Raw genomic sequence first — 14555 nt, 5'->3', positions numbered from 1 at the left:
CGTCGGGCAGATCGTGCTGGTTCACTTTTGACCCTCGCTCTTCTGCAGGCGCAGCAGAAGCAGCTTGGACGCCGCCAGCACGAAGAACGTGATGACGAACAGGATCAAGCCCAACTCCATCAGCGCGGCGGTGTGCAGGCCTTGGCCCGCTTCTGCAAATTCGTTGGCCAACGCGGAGGTAATGCTGTTGCCCGGCGAGAACAGCGACGCGTCAGACAGCAGGTTGGTGTTGCCGATCACGAACGTCACGGCCATGGTTTCACCCAGCGCGCGGCCCAGACCCAGCATCACACCACCGATCACACCCGCCTTGGTGTACGGCAGCACCACGTTCCACATGACTTCCCACGTCGTGCAACCTACGCCATAGGCGGATTCCTTGAGCAGCGTCGGCGTGATCTCGAACACGTCACGCATCACCGCCGAGATGTACGGGATGATCATGATCGCCAGGATCACCCCGGCGCACAGCAGGCCGATACCGATCGGCGCGCCCTGAAACAGCGCCCCGATGACCGGGATCTTGCCGACAGTCGCGGCCAGCGGCTTTTGAAAGTATTCGCTAAAAATCGGTGCAAATACGAGCAGACCCCACATGCCGTAGACGATGGACGGCACGGCAGCGAGCAGCTCGATGGCGGTACCCAGCGGTCGGCGCAGCCAGGCCGGCGACAGCTCGGTCAGAAACAGGGCAATGCCGAAGCTCACGGGCACGGCAATGATGAGCGCGATCAGCGAGGTGACCAGCGTGCCGTAGACCGGCACGAGCGCGCCGTAGATATCGGCGGGCGGATCCCACTCCGAATTCACCAGGAACGACAGGCCGAATTGCTTGATCGAGGGCCAGGAGCTGATGATCAGCGAAACGATGATGCCGCCCAGCAGCAGGAGCGTAACGATTGCGGCAAGGCGGGTCAGGCCGCCAAACACCAGATCGCCCATGCGGCTTGGTGCACGCATGCTGGAAGAAGCGCCGGAAGAATCAGAGAGCGTGGCCATGTGGGAAACCGGTCAGCCGTGAGAGAAGCTATGGAAATGGCGCGGGCGGCCGATCTGCACCGCCCGCCCGCACCTTGTGCTGCACACTACTTATGCAGCGGGCAACGATCAGTTATAGATCGCCTTACCCGACGCGTCCTTCACGTTCGACTTCCACGTCGCGCGGATCTGGTTCTTCACAGCATCCGGCAGCGGCACGTAGTCCAGACCCTTGGCAGCGTCATCGCCACCCTTGTAGGCCCAGTCGAAGAACTTCATGACTTCAGCGCCTTGTTCCGGCTTGGCTTGGGTCTTGTGCAGCAGGATGAACGTTGCACCAGCGATCGGCCAGGCGTCCTTGCCCGGCTCGTCCGTCAGGATCTGGTAGTACGTCTTGCTCCACTCGGCGCCAGCAGCGGCTGCCTTGAACGCCTCAGCGGTCGGTTGCACGGTGGCGCCCGACTTGTTCTGCAAGTTCACGTAGGTCATCTTGTTCTGCTTGGCGTAGGCGTACTCAACGTAACCCACTGCGCCACCCAGACGCTGCACGAAAGCGGCCACGCCTTCGTTGCCCTTGCCGCCCGTACCGGTCGGCCAGTTCACGGTCGTGCCTTCGCCAACCTTGCCCTTCCACTCGGCGTTCACCTTCGACAGGTAGTTCGTGAAGATGAACGAGGTGCCCGAACCGTCAGCACGGCGCACCACCAGGATGTCCTGGTCCGGCAGCTTGGCCTTCGGGTTCAGCTTGACGATAGCCGGGTCATTCCACTTCTTGATCTTGCCCAGGTAGATGTCGCCCAGGATCTGGCCGTTCAGGGTCAGCTCGCCCGGCTTCACGCCCGGCAGGTTGATCACAGGCACCACGCCGCCGATCACGGTCGGGAACTGGATCAGGCCGTCCTTGGCCAGCTCTTCGTCCTTCAGCGGCATGTCCGATGCGCCGAAGTCAACAGTCTTGGCGGTGATCTGCTTGATGCCACCCGACGAACCGATACCTTGGTAGTTCACCTTGGTCTGGGTCGCCTTGTTGTAGTCAGCCGCCCACTTGTTGTAGACGGGTGCCGGGAACGTTGCGCCAGCGCCAGTGATGTCAACAGCAAATGCGGCACCAGCGAAAGCCAGCGCAGCCACGCCCGCAATCGCGGTTTTGACCAGTTTCATGTGTCCTCCAGAGGAGCGGTTGAGCGATGACAAATTTTTGACACCCGAACTTTAGGTCGCTCACATGACACTTCTGTGACAACACAAAAACTTCTCAGAGCCGCCTTAAGGCGCACGAAAGTCGCCCTTAAGCCATAAAAAAAGCGGCGCCAAGGCCGCTTTTTTATTGCTTCTGCAGCGTTCGTCCGTCAATTCACTGGAACGTTGCCGCCAGGCGCTCTGCGTGTTGTGCGGCAAGGTCGGCATCCTGCGCCTCAACCATCACTCGCACAACAGGTTCGGTGCCCGACGGACGGATCAGCACACGCCCCTTGCCGTTGAGCTCTGCTTCGCTCGTCTTGAGCGCGGCCTGCAAGCCAGCGTGCGACTTCCAGTCGAAACCCTTCTCGACACGCACGTTGATCAGCTTCTGCGGGAACAGGCGCACACCGTCCAGCATCTGGTAGAGCGTCTGGCCGCTGCGACGCAATGCCGCAAGCACCTGCAACGCCGAGATGATGCCGTCGCCCGTGCTGTGCTTGTCCAGGCAAAGCAGATGGCCCGAACCTTCGCCACCCAGCAGCCAGCCGTTCTTCTTCAGCTCTTCCAGCACATAGCGGTCACCCACCTTGGCGCGCACGAATTCGACGCCTTGCGCCTTGAGTGCCAGCTCCACGGCCAGGTTGGTCATGAGCGTGCCGACAGCGCCCGGCACCGCCTGCCCTGCTGCGCGGCGCGCCTGCACCATCACATAGAGCAGCTCATCGCCGTTGTACAGGCGGCCGTTGCGGTCGACCACCTGCAGGCGGTCAGCATCGCCGTCGAAGGCTAGGCCGATGTCGGCACCATGTTCACGCGTGGCCTCGACCAGCTTGCCCGGCGCCGTCGCACCGTAGCCGTCGTTGATGTTGCGACCGTTCGGCTGGTTGCCGATCGACACCACATCCGCCCCCAGTTCATGGAAGACGTGCGGCGCAATGTGGTACGCCGCGCCATGCGCGCTATCCAGCACGACTTTCATGCCGAACAGGTTCAGATCGTTCGGAAACGTGCTCTTGCAGAACTCGATGTAGCGGCCGGCGGCATCCTCTATGCGGCGGGCGCGGCCCAGCGCATCCGACGCCGCGTACTCCATCGGCTTTTCCAACTCGGCTTCGATCTGCAGCTCGGTCTCGTCCGGCAGCTTGTCGCCGCTGGCCGAGAAGAACTTGATGCCGTTGTCATAGTACGGGTTGTGTGATGCTGAAATCACCACACCGGCCGACAGGCGCAGCGCGCGCGTCAGATAAGCCACGCCAGGCGTCGGCAGCGGACCGCTCATCAGCACGTCCACACCGGCAGCCGTGAAGCCGGCCTCCAGTGCCGCTTCCAGCATGTAGCCCGACAGGCGCGTGTCCTTGCCGATCAGCACGGTAGGCCGACCGTGGCCATGCGACTCAGCACCGTGTGCCAACACGCGGCCGGCAGCATAGCCAAGACGCAGCACAAAGTCCGGCGTGATCGGGGTCTCGCCCACGCGCCCGCGAATGCCATCGGTGCCGAAATACTTCCTGGACATGAGGAATCTCTCCTGCAGTAGTGTCTTTATTGTTTGTAAGGTGCCGGCCGCAGCCGGGCAATCGTCTGTTCGCTCGACCCCGCCCGCACGGCCGTCATGCGAGCGGTGGATCAACCCGCTCGTGACGCATCGCCCACCAGACCTGAAGCGCTTCCACGGTCGGCTGCACGTCGTGCACACGCACGATGAAGGCGCCGCGCTCCGCTGCCAGCACCGCGGCTGCCACACTGGCGGTGATGCGTTCGGCTGGCGGTTTGCCACCCAGCACTGCACCCAGGGTCGATTTGCGCGACAGGCCTGCCAACAACGGCAACCCGATCTGCTCGAACTGCGCCAATCGATTGAGCATCGTGAGATTGTGATCCGGCGTTTTGCCAAAGCCAAATCCCGGGTCAAGCGAAATGCGTTCGGCAGCGACACCGGCAGCCAGCAACGCTTCGGTCTGCACGCGCAGGAAGGCCGCCACTTCGCCCATCAGATCCGTATAACTGGGCGACTCCTGCATCGTTTCGGGATCGCGCTGCATATGCATCACGCACAGGCCGGCGTTGCCCTTGGCCACTGCCTCAATCGCACCTGGGCGGCGGAAACCCCAGATGTCGTTGATGAGATCGGCGCCGCCTTCCAGTGTGGCGCGCATCACCTCAGGCTTGTAGGTGTCGATGGACAGCGGTTTGCCGCAATCGCGCAGCGCCTCGACAATCGGCATCACGCGGTCCAGCTCTTCCTGCAGCCCCAGTGGCGCGGCGCCCGGCCGGCTCGATTCACCACCGATGTCGATCATGTCGACGCCCTCGGCGATCAGTTGTTCAGCATGGCGCAGCGCCGTATCGCGGGTGGCATGCTGACCACCGTCGGAAAACGAATCGGGCGTGACATTGAGAATGCCCATGACCAGCGGGCGCCGATCACGTGCGTAAAGAAAACGCCCACATTGGAAGTGCGTTGTGACTGGGATGGAAGCAGACAAGATAGGTAGACGGGAATGCAGCGCAGGACCGGAATGTTACGCTAGGCATGCCAAAAAGGCGCCCACAAAAAAGCCGGTGCGTTTGCACCGGCTCTACTGCGTTGCCGCCGGGGCGACAAACTAAACGGTCATCAAGCCGTGGCAGGCACGTTGCCCGGGTTCGCGGCGGGGGTACCACCACCCGGCGGCGTGCTGCCACCACCGGTCGAACCATAACGCGGCGGACGCGGCGGCTTGCCGTCCATGATGTCGTTGACCTGATCGGCGTCGATGGTTTCCCACTCGAGCAGCGCGGCCGTCATGGCTTCCACCTTGTCGCGGTTGGCTTCCAGCAAGCCCTTGGCCAAGGCGTACTGCTCGTCCACGATGCGTCGAATTTCCGCGTCGACCTTTTGCTGGGTCGCTTCAGACACCGTCTTCGATGCCATGCGGCCGAAGAAGCCATCCTGTTCAGTGTCGACGTACACCATCGTGCCGAGCGTATCGCTCATGCCGTAGCGCGTCACCATGTCGCGGGCCATCTTCGTGGCGCGCTCGAAGTCGTTTGAAGCGCCAGTACTCATTGCCCCCAGGAACACCTCTTCCGCAGCACGACCGCCGAACAGAATGGCGACCTCTTCAAGCATCGTGTCCTTGTAGGCGTAATGCTTGTCGTGCTCCGGCAGCTGCCAGGTCAGACCACCCGCCCAACCGCGCGGCATGATGGTGACCTTGTGCACCGGGTCCGCCTTCGGCAGCAGCTTGGCCACCACTGCGTGGCCCGACTCGTGGTACGCAGTCGCCTTGCGCTCCTCTTCGCGGATCACGGCCGACTTGCGCTCCGGACCCATGTAGATCTTGTCCTTCGCATCTTCAAAGTCTTGCATGTCGACCACGCGCTTGTTACGGCGGGCGGCAAACAGTGCAGCTTCATTGACCAGGTTGGCCAGATCAGCACCCGAGAAGCCCGGCGTGCCGCGTGCCAGCACCGAAGCATCCACGTCGTTGCCGATCGGCACCTTGCGCATGTGGACCTTGAGAATCTGCTCGCGGCCGCGGATATCCGGCAGGCCCACGTAGACCTGGCGGTCAAAGCGGCCCGGACGCAGCAGCGCCTTGTCCAGCACGTCAGCACGGTTGGTCGCAGCGATCACGATGACGCCCGAGTTAGCCTCAAAACCGTCCATCTCGACCAGCATCTGGTTCAGGGTCTGCTCGCGCTCGTCGTTGCCGCCGCCCATGCCAGCGCCACGATGGCGGCCGACCGCATCGATTTCATCGATGAACACGATGCAAGGCGCCTGCTTCTTGGCGTTTTCGAACATGTCGCGCACGCGGGCTGCACCCACGCCGACGAACATTTCAACGAAATCCGAACCGGAGATGCTGAAGAACGGCACCTTGGCTTCGCCAGCGATGGCGCGTGCCAGCAGCGTCTTACCCGTACCCGGAGGGCCCACCAGCAGCACGCCGCGCGGAATACGTCCGCCCAACTTCTGGAATTTTTGAGGATCTTTGAGGAAGTCGACCAGCTCGACGACTTCTTCCTTCGACTCGTCGCAACCGGCTACGTCGGCAAACGTGACGCTGTTGTTGTTCTCGTCGATCAGCCGAGCGCGCGACTTGCCGAACGAGAAGGCGCCGCCTTTCCCGCCGCCCTGCATCTGCCGCATCATGTAGAACCAGAACACGATGATCAGCAGCGTCGGGCCCAGGTAGGTAAGTATCGAATAGAGCATATTCGGCTCGTCTTCGGCCTTACCGGTCACCTGCACGCCGTATTTCATCAGGTCGCCGACCATCCAGATGTCGCCCGGCGAGATGATCGAATACTTGTTGCCCTCGTTGGGCGTGACCAGCAGCGTACGCCCCTGCACTTCTACGCGCTTAACCTTGCCGGCCTTCGCGTCATCCATGAATTGCGAGTACGTCACCCCTTCTTGGGCACGGGGCTTGTCGAACTGCTTGAAGACGGTGAACAGCACCAAGGCAATCACCAACCAGATGGCCGCCTTCTGAAACCAGTTGTTATTCAAGGCGAGACTCCTTTAGAAATGCCTTGACGGGATGCTTGGCATTGTAATGCACGGATACCGCCGTAGGTTGATTGCCCGCAAGACCATCGACAACGCCACCACGTACCGAGCACCTTTCCTGACTATCGTCCGTCAGCCCGGATGCTTGAGCTGTCGGCCCAGCAGGAACGTCTCGGACGACTTGTCGCGGGAGGCCTTGGGCTTGCGTGGCGCCACGATCTTGAAATGGCGCTTGAACATCTCGACGATCTGACTATAGCCGCTGCCGTGAAAACATTTGATCAGCAGTGCACCTTCAGGTTTCAGGTGCGCCATGGCAAATTCCACGGCCAGCTCGGCGATGTGCTCCATGCGCGCGGCGTCCGCCGACGCCACACCTGAGAGGTTGGGGGCCATATCGGACAAAACAAGGTCGACTTTGCCTCCGCCGGTGGCTTCCAGCACGATTTCTTCCAACTGCTGGAAAACATCGTCCTCGCGGAAGTCACCCTGGATGAACTCGACGTCGGCAATCGCTTCCATCGGCAGGATGTCGATGGCGACAATGGCGCCGTCAATGCGCCCGTCCTTCGCGCGCGGCGAGGCGGCCAGCTTGTTGCGCACATACTGGCTCCAGCTGCCCGGCGCAGCGCCCAGATCGACAATGACCTGGCCCGGCTTGATCAGCTTGTCCTGCTCGTCGATCTCCTTGAGCTTGTAGGCGGCGCGCGCGCGATAGCCCTCGCGCTGCGCCAGCTTCACGTACGGATCGTTGATATGGTCGTGCAGCCACGACTGGTTGAACTTGTTCTTTGCCATCGAATTGGTTGCCAAACTGCTTAAACATGGCGGCTAGGACTGATTTTGGCGGATAATACGCGCCGTTTGTCTTTTTGCGCGATCCCGCCCCTATTTATGCCCGCCCTCATCCTCACCCCTGCCCAACGATCGGAACTGCGCTCGGAAGCGCACGCGTTGAATCCGGTCGTCATCATCGGTGCGGAGGGCCTGACCAAGGCCGTTCTGGCCGAAATCGACCGCTCGCTGGCATCGCACGGGCTGATCAAGATTCGCGTGTTCGGCGATGACCGTGAAGCCCGCATCGAGCTTTACGACACCATCTGCGCCCGCCTGCAGGCTGCGCCCGTGCAGCACATCGGCAAACTGCTGGTGATCTGGCGCGAAGGTCCGGCCTACCTGAAGGAAAACCAGCCGAAGGACATCCGGCCGCCGCGCAAGACCACTGTCGGCGCCGGCCCGCGCTCCGTTACGGTGCGCAAGCCGAATCCGAACAGCGCGCGCCGCCCGAAGCCGGTCCGCTTGAGTGTGCTCGGCAACGAGCGCGTCACGGCCGGTGGCAACGTCAAGCGCGCCAAACCGCGCCAAACCAGCCAGAAGAAGAAGGCACTGTCCTGATCTGGCTCTGGCCCGCACAGAAAAGACCGGCTTTTTAGCCGGTCTTTTCTTTTGCCTTAGGAGGGCGACTGAATACCGGCTGTTTTCCAGATCAGGGCAAGGCCAAACAGACTTTGCACCAAGTAGAACACGCTCGACACACCATGCAGCATGCCGAACTGGACCCGGTATGCCGAGTCACCGACGGCCAGACCTTGGGCCGCCGCCTGCTCACGCAGTGAAGCCATGAACGGTTGCAGCCCAAAGTAGCCGACCAGCACGCACACCAGCATCCCCAGCACCAGCCATCGCAGCGACTTGTATCCCGACTGCCCGCGCCGCACCAGCGCCGTGGCTGCAAGCAGTAGCAAACAGCCTACACCCAAGCCGATCCACGCCTCGGCGTGAAACAGCCGGCCGGCGATCGAACCGGCCAACTGACGGTCTTCCAGCATGGCAAACAGCGTCGGGGCAACGATGTAGCCAATGGTCCAGAGCGATCCGCACCATACCGTGGCAAGCAACTGAAAGAAGCGCTGAGGCATGAAGGATCGTTCCGGCTGGAGGTGATTATTAGAGGTACTTGACGGCCAGGACTTCGTACTCGCGCTCGCCGCCCGGGGCGACCACGGTGGCGACGTCGCCTTCAAACTTGCCAATCAGCGCACGGGCAATTGGCGAGCTGATCGAGATCTTGCCGGTTTCCAGATCGGCTTCGTCATCGCCGACGATCTGGTACGTAACAGGCTTGCCCGAATCCAGGTCTTCCAGATCGATGGTGGCGCCAAAGACGATGCGGCCTTCGGCGTCCAGCGCGGACGGATCGATGATCTGTGCCGCCGACAGCTTGCCTTCGATTTCCTGGATGCGGCCTTCGATGAAGCCTTGGCGTTCCTTGGCGGCATCGTAGTCAGCGTTTTCGGACAGATCGCCCTGGGCACGTGCCTCGGCGATGGCGGTAACGACGGCCGGACGCTCCTTGGTCTTCAGACGTTGGAGTTCGTCTTTCAGCATCTCGGCACCGCGCTTGGTGATCGGAATGGTGCTCATAGTGGGTAATTCGGAATCACAAAAAAATCAGCCGCTGCGAAGCGGGAGGGCGCGTAGCGCACACCCGCCTGACGGCGGCTGTCGTTGTTTTGACACGGACGCTGTAGTGTAGGCGAACCGCCTAGAGGCGGCAACTGCCCCAGCTTAGGGGGTTTACCGCGACGCTATGCCGCGTCGCGGTGCCTGCTCGTGGCCTTTTGTCGGGCTCTGGGCTTACAGGGTGGCGTGCAGACCTTGGAGGTCGTACACATCCAGATGCTGCATGTGCTTCAGGCCCTCCACCGCGGCGCGGGCACCGGCGATGGTGGTGTAGTACGTCACGCGCTGTGCCAGCGCTGCCTGGCGAATCGAGCGCGAGTCAGCAATCGCGGTACGCGTCTCGTCGACGGTCGTGAACACGAGTGCGATCTCGCTGTTCTTGATCATATCGACGATGTGCGGACGGCCTTCCTTCACCTTGTTGATCACACGGACCGGAATGCCGGCCGCTTCAATGGCCGAGGCCGTGCCACGCGTCGCCACGATCGGGTAGCCCAGCGTATGCAGCGCGCGGGCGACTTCCACCGCGGCCGGCTTGTCGCTGTCCTTGACCGTCATCAGCACGGTGCCCTTCTCGGGCAGGCGCGAACCGGCGGCGAGCTGGCTCTTGAACAGCGCCTCGCCGAAGGTCTTGCCGACGCCCATCACCTCGCCGGTGGAGCGCATTTCCGGTCCAAGCACCGGATCAACGCCCGGGAACTTGTTGAACGGGAACACGGCTTCCTTGACGCTGTAGTACGCCGGCACGACTTCCGTTTCGACGCCTTGCGAATCGAGCGACTGGCCTGCCATGCAGCGCGCCGCCACCTTGGCCAGCGAAATGCCGGTCGCCTTCGACACGTACGGCACCGTACGCGACGCACGCGGGTTCACTTCCAGCACGTAGACGATGTCTTGGCCATCGCGTTGCTGAATGGCGAACTGCACGTTCATCAGGCCGACCACATTCAGCGCCTTGGCCATCGCGGCGGTCTGGCGCTTGAGTTCGTCAACGGTGGCTTGCGACAGCGAGTACGGCGGCAGCGAGCAAGCCGAGTCGCCCGAGTGCACGCCAGCCTGCTCGATGTGCTCCATCACGCCGCCGATGAACACGCGCTTGCCGTCGGAGAGGCAATCCACGTCGCATTCGATGGCGTCGTTCAGGAAGCGATCGAGCAGCACGGGGCTGTCGTTCGAGACCTTCACGGCTTCGCGCATGTAACGCTCGAGGTCGCGCGGCTCATGCACGATTTCCATCGCGCGGCCACCCAGCACGTACGACGGACGCACCACCAGCGGGTAGCCGATTTCTTCGGCCAGTTTCAGGGCTTCGTCTTCGGCACGCGCGGTGCGGTTGGGCGGCTGACGCAGGCCCAGCTCGTGCAGCAGTTTCTGGAAGCGCTCACGGTCTTCTGCCGCGTCGATCATGTCCGGCGACGTACCGATGATGGGCACGCCGTTGGCTTCCAGGTCCAGCGCGAGCTTCAGCGGGGTCTGACCGCCGTATTGCACGATCACGCCAACCGGCTTTTCCTTGTCGACGATTTCGAGCACGTCTTCCAGCGTCACCGGCTCGAAGTAGAGACGGTCAGACGTGTCGTAGTCGGTCGAGACGGTTTCCGGGTTGCAGTTGACCATGATGGTCTCGTACCCGTCTTCGCGCAGTGCCAGCGCGGCGTGCACGCAGCAGTAGTCGAACTCGATACCCTGGCCGATCCGGTTCGGGCCACCGCCCAGCACCATGATCTTCTTGTTGTTGGTCGGCTCGGCTTCGCACTCGCCGTGTTCTGCCTCGTAGGTCGAGTACAGGTACGCGGTGTTGGTGGCGAACTCGGCCGCGCAGGTGTCCACACGCTTGTAGACCGGGCGGACCTTCTCGGCGATACGCTTCTCGCGCACGGCCTGGGCGGTCGTCTTCATCAGCTTGGCGAGGCGGCGGTCGGAGAAACCCTTCTGCTTGAGCAGACGCAGCTCGGCAGCCGACAGGCTGTCCAGCGTGCGGGCCTTCACCAGCGCCTCGGTCTTGACGATGTCCTCGATCTGCGCGAGGAACCACGGGTCAACGGCGGTCTCGGAGTAGACCTCGTCGATCGACAGGCCCAGGCGGAATGCATCGCCCAGATACCAAATGCGGTCCGGACCGGCTTCGCCGATCTCTTCGATGATCTCGTCGCGGTCGGTGGACTTTTCGTCCAGGCCATCCACGCCGACTTCCAGGCCGCGCAGTGCCTTCTGGAACGATTCCTGGAAGGTACGGCCCATGGCCATCACCTCGCCCACCGACTTCATCTGCGTAGTCAGATGGCTGTCGGCCTGCGGGAATTTTTCGAACGCGAAACGCGGCACCTTGGTGACCACGTAGTCAATCGACGGCTCGAACGACGCCGGGGTCGCGCCACCGGTGATCTCGTTCTTCAGCTCGTCCAGCGTGTAGCCCACGGCCAGCTTGGCCGCGACCTTGGCGATCGGGAAACCCGTGGCCTTCGAGGCCAGTGCCGACGAACGCGACACGCGCGGGTTCATCTCGATGACGATCATGCGACCGTCCTTCGGGTTGATCGAGAACTGCACGTTCGAACCACCCGTGTCGACGCCGATCTCGCGCAGCACGGCCAGCGAGGCGTTACGCAGGATCTGGTATTCCTTGTCGGTCAGCGTCTGTGCCGGGGCCACGGTGATGGAGTCACCGGTGTGGATGCCCATCGGGTCCAGGTTTTCGATCGAGCAGACGATGATGCAGTTGTCGGCCTTGTCGCGCACGACTTCCATCTCGTATTCCTTCCAGCCGAGCAGCGATTCTTCGATCAGCAGCTCGTTGGTCGGCGAGAGGTCGAGACCGCGCTTGCAGATCTCTTCGAATTCTTCGCGGTTGTAGGCGATGCCGCCGCCCGTGCCGCCCAGCGTGAACGACGGACGGATCACGATCGGGTAGCCGCTCGTGCCGGTTTCCTTGGCGATTTGCGACTGCACAGCGACCGCTTCGTCCATCGAATGCGCAATGCCCGACTTGGCCGAACCCAGGCCGATCTTCGTCATTGCGTTCTTGAACTTCTGGCGGTCTTCCGCCTTGTCGATGGCCTCGGGCGACGCGCCGATCAGCTCGACGTTGTACTTCTCGAGCACGCCGTGGCGGTGCAGATCGAGCGCGCAGTTCAGCGCGGTCTGGCCGCCCATGGTCGGCAGGATCGCGTCCGGGCGCTCCTTGGCAATGATGCGCTCGACCACTTCCCAGGTGATCGGCTCGATGTAGGTCACATCGGCCGTGCTGGGGTCGGTCATGATCGTGGCCGGGTTGCTGTTGACCAGGACCACCTTGAAGCCTTCTTCACGCAGCGCCTTGCAAGCCTGCGCGCCGGAGTAATCGAACTCGCACGCCTGGCCGATGATGATCGGACCCGCGCCGATGATCAGGATGGTTTTAATGTCTGTACGTTTTGGCATAACCCGCTCGATTCGATTAATTCAGTGTGGCCGTCGCCAGCTTGGCGGAAAAGCCGATAAACATGGCGCCGACGCCGCTGCTCATACCGGCAGACAGACGTCGTCGCGCGCGGAACGCCGCGGCCAGCCGCGCGCCCACGAAGATGATGGTGGTCAGGTACAGGAAGCTGCAGACTTGGCAGACCAGCCCCAGCACAACGAACGACACCACCGGCAATGCGTAGTGCGGATCGACGAACTGGATGAAGAACGAGATGAAAAACAGGATCGCCTTCGGGTTCAGCAGGCTGATGACCAGTGCCTTCTTGAACGGATTGGCTTCGTCTGCCGGCGCCGTGGTCTGCTCAACCGACTCGCCGGCCTTGCGCGCACGCCAGTTGTTCAATGCACCGCGCAACATCTGCAGGCCGATCCACGCCAGGTAGGCGGCACCGATGTACTTCACGACGTAGAACAGCGCCGGACTCGCCTTCAACAGCGAAGCCACGCCCGCCGCCGACAGCACCATCAGGATGGCATCGCCCAGAAACACGCCGCATGCGCCCTGGTAGCCCGCGCGTACACCGCGACGGGCCGCCACCGACAGCACGTACATCGAATTCGGCCCCGGCAGCAGCACGATGAAGATCGTGCCGAGCAGGAAGGTCCAGAACTCGGTGACGCCGAAGTGGGCGAGCATAAAGGCGTTCATGAGGATGCGCTCTCGTTTGCTTTACTGCTTGGCCGCGTCCATCGCCGCCGTGAAGCGGTCGAACAGGTACGCGATGTCATGCGGACCAGGCGAGGCTTCCGGGTGACCCTGGAAGCAGAATGCCGGGCGGTCCGTCAGCTCGAAGCCTTGCAGCGTGCCGTCAAACAGCGAGACATGCGTGACGCGTGCGTTGGCCGGCAGCGAGTCGGGGTCCACCGCAAAGCCGTGGTTCTGCGAGGTGATGACCACGCGGCCGTCCTGCAGATCCTTGACCGGGTGGTTGGCACCGTGGTGGCCAGTCTTCATCTTGAGCGTCTTGGCGCCGACAGCCAGGCCCATGATCTGGTGACCCAGGCAGATGCCGAACGTCGGGAGGCGACGGTCCAGGAATTCCTTGGCAGCAGCGATGGCGTAATCGCACGGCTCCGGATCGCCAGGGCCGTTGGAGAGGAACACGCCGTCCGGGTTGTGCGCCAGCACGTCGGCAGCGCTGGTTTGCGCCGGCACCACCGTCACGCGGCAGCCGCGCTCGGCCAGCATGCGCAGGATGTTGAACTTCACGCCAAAGTCATACGCGACCACGTGATACTTCGGGGCGTCCTGCTTGCCGTAGCCGCGGCCCAGTTCCCATTCGGTCTGGGTCCACTCGTACGGCTCGGTGACGGACACCACCTTCGCCAGATCCATGCCCGACAGGCCCGGGAACGAGCGCGCCAGGTCGATGGCCTTCTGCACGTTGTCTTCGCCGGCCAGGATGCAGCCGTTCTGGGCGCCCTTCTCGCGCAGGATGCGGGTCAGCTTGCGGGTGTCGATGCCGGCAATGGCGACAACCTTCTCGCCCTTCAGGTAGTGCGAGAGCGAGTGCTCCTTGCGGAAGTTCGACGCGAGGATCGGCAGATCTTTGATGATGAGGCCGGCGGCATGGACTTTCGTGGCTTCGACATCCTCACGGTTCACGCCGACGTTACCGATATGCGGGTACGTGAGCGTGACGATCTGGCGCGAGTAGCTCGGATCGGTAAGGATTTCCTGATAGCCGGTGATGGCGGTGTTGAACACCACTTCGCCGATCGTATGACCGGCCGCACCGATGGAATAGCCACGAAAGACCGTGCCGTCTGCAAGCGCGAGAATGGCGGGCGGGAAAGACGGCAACACGGGTAGCTCCTGCTGGATTCACCCTGTGCCGACCTGATCGCCTTGGCGCCGAAGCGGAATTCCGGCTGCGCGGAATCCGGGCCGTTTGCGCGTCGAAACTGGGGCAGAACTCACCAAGAAACGAGGCAGACGGGGCGGTAGGCGGGAGGTAGGAAGCGGTTG

General features: G+C 62.4%; 12 protein-coding genes. 1 reads left to right on the top strand and 11 read right to left on the bottom strand.

From position 1 onward, the window contains the following. Nucleotides 1–21: 21 nt before the first annotated feature. The 6 genes from pstC to V6657_RS07065 all read right to left on the bottom strand — a co-directional run bounded on the left by pstC (nt 22) and on the right by V6657_RS07065 (nt 7459). The gene (gene pstC / locus V6657_RS07090) at nt 22–999 is read right to left on the bottom strand and encodes a phosphate ABC transporter permease PstC (RefSeq protein WP_048932621.1); all 978 of its coding nucleotides are present in this window, start codon (nt 997–999) and stop codon (nt 22–24) included. A 108-nt stretch (nt 1000–1107) separates the two neighbouring features. Then, the gene (gene pstS / locus V6657_RS07085; protein ID WP_048932622.1) at nt 1108–2139 is read right to left on the bottom strand and encodes a phosphate ABC transporter substrate-binding protein PstS; all 1032 of its coding nucleotides are present in this window, start codon (nt 2137–2139) and stop codon (nt 1108–1110) included. Nucleotides 2140–2332: 193 nt separating this feature from the next. Then, nucleotides 2333–3676, bottom strand: coding sequence for a phosphoglucosamine mutase (gene glmM, locus V6657_RS07080; RefSeq protein ID WP_048932623.1), 1344 nt, complete (start codon nt 3674–3676; stop codon nt 2333–2335). 94 nt (nt 3677–3770) lie between these two features. Further along, entirely contained in the window at nt 3771–4634 is an 864-nt protein-coding gene (gene folP / locus V6657_RS07075; protein ID WP_137884639.1) for a dihydropteroate synthase, read from the bottom strand. Between the two features lie 143 nt (nt 4635–4777). Beyond that, nucleotides 4778–6661, bottom strand: a complete 1884-nt coding sequence (gene ftsH, locus V6657_RS07070; RefSeq protein WP_048932625.1) for an ATP-dependent zinc metalloprotease FtsH — start codon at nt 6659–6661, stop codon at nt 4778–4780. Nucleotides 6662–6793: 132 nt separating this feature from the next. Next, nucleotides 6794–7459 carry an RlmE family RNA methyltransferase gene (locus V6657_RS07065; protein WP_048932626.1) on the bottom strand — a complete coding sequence of 222 codons (666 nt, stop codon included), beginning with the start codon at nt 7457–7459 and terminating at the stop codon, nt 6794–6796. Between the two features lie 96 nt (nt 7460–7555). Here V6657_RS07065 and V6657_RS07060 point away from each other — a divergent pair, with 96 nt between their 5' ends. Continuing rightward, nucleotides 7556–8056: a YhbY family RNA-binding protein gene (locus tag V6657_RS07060; RefSeq protein WP_048932627.1), complete on the top strand. Its 501-nt coding sequence runs from the start codon at nt 7556–7558 to the stop codon at nt 8054–8056. A 56-nt stretch (nt 8057–8112) separates the two neighbouring features. Here the strand turns inward: V6657_RS07060 and V6657_RS07055 are convergent, their stop codons facing one another. The 5 genes from V6657_RS07055 to carA form a co-directional block, all read right to left on the bottom strand. Continuing rightward, nucleotides 8113–8580, bottom strand: coding sequence for a DUF4149 domain-containing protein (locus tag V6657_RS07055; protein WP_048932628.1), 468 nt, complete (start codon nt 8578–8580; stop codon nt 8113–8115). 28 nt (nt 8581–8608) lie between these two features. Next, nucleotides 8609–9085, bottom strand: a complete 477-nt coding sequence (gene greA, locus V6657_RS07050; protein WP_048932629.1) for a transcription elongation factor GreA — start codon at nt 9083–9085, stop codon at nt 8609–8611. Between the two features lie 213 nt (nt 9086–9298). Further along, complete coding sequence (carB, locus tag V6657_RS07045; RefSeq protein ID WP_048932630.1) at nt 9299–12544, bottom strand: carbamoyl-phosphate synthase large subunit; 3246 nt, start codon at nt 12542–12544, stop codon at nt 9299–9301. 16 nt (nt 12545–12560) lie between these two features. Beyond that, entirely contained in the window at nt 12561–13235 is a 675-nt protein-coding gene (gene leuE / locus V6657_RS07040; protein ID WP_048932631.1) for a leucine efflux protein LeuE, read from the bottom strand. Nucleotides 13236–13256: 21 nt separating this feature from the next. Next, nucleotides 13257–14393 carry a glutamine-hydrolyzing carbamoyl-phosphate synthase small subunit gene (gene carA, locus V6657_RS07035; protein WP_048932632.1) on the bottom strand — a complete coding sequence of 379 codons (1137 nt, stop codon included), beginning with the start codon at nt 14391–14393 and terminating at the stop codon, nt 13257–13259. Nucleotides 14394–14555: the final 162 nt, after the last annotated feature.

The organism is Ralstonia sp. RRA, from assembly GCF_037023145.1.
In the GTDB taxonomy this organism is placed as follows: domain Bacteria; phylum Pseudomonadota; class Gammaproteobacteria; order Burkholderiales; family Burkholderiaceae; genus Ralstonia.
The sequence above is the reverse complement of the archived record's forward strand: the minus strand, read 5'-3'. Positions and strand labels throughout refer to the sequence as shown.

Excerpts from the sequence above, each read along its gene's own strand:
- V6657_RS07060 (WP_048932627.1), top strand. The coding sequence starts at position 7,556 with ATGCCCGCCCTCATCCTCACCCCTGCCCAACGATCGGAACTGCGCTCG.
- pstC (WP_048932621.1), bottom strand. The coding sequence starts at position 999 with ATGGCCACGCTCTCTGATTCTTCCGGCGCTTCTTCCAGCATGCGTGCA.
- V6657_RS07055 (WP_048932628.1), bottom strand. The coding sequence starts at position 8,580 with ATGCCTCAGCGCTTCTTTCAGTTGCTTGCCACGGTATGGTGCGGATCG.
- leuE (WP_048932631.1), bottom strand. The coding sequence starts at position 13,235 with ATGAACGCCTTTATGCTCGCCCACTTCGGCGTCACCGAGTTCTGGACC.
- glmM (WP_048932623.1), bottom strand. The coding sequence starts at position 3,676 with ATGTCCAGGAAGTATTTCGGCACCGATGGCATTCGCGGGCGCGTGGGC.
- pstS (WP_048932622.1), bottom strand. The coding sequence starts at position 2,139 with ATGAAACTGGTCAAAACCGCGATTGCGGGCGTGGCTGCGCTGGCTTTC.
- V6657_RS07065 (WP_048932626.1), bottom strand. The coding sequence starts at position 7,459 with ATGGCAAAGAACAAGTTCAACCAGTCGTGGCTGCACGACCATATCAAC.
- greA (WP_048932629.1), bottom strand. The coding sequence starts at position 9,085 with ATGAGCACCATTCCGATCACCAAGCGCGGTGCCGAGATGCTGAAAGAC.
- carB (WP_048932630.1), bottom strand. The coding sequence starts at position 12,544 with ATGCCAAAACGTACAGACATTAAAACCATCCTGATCATCGGCGCGGGT.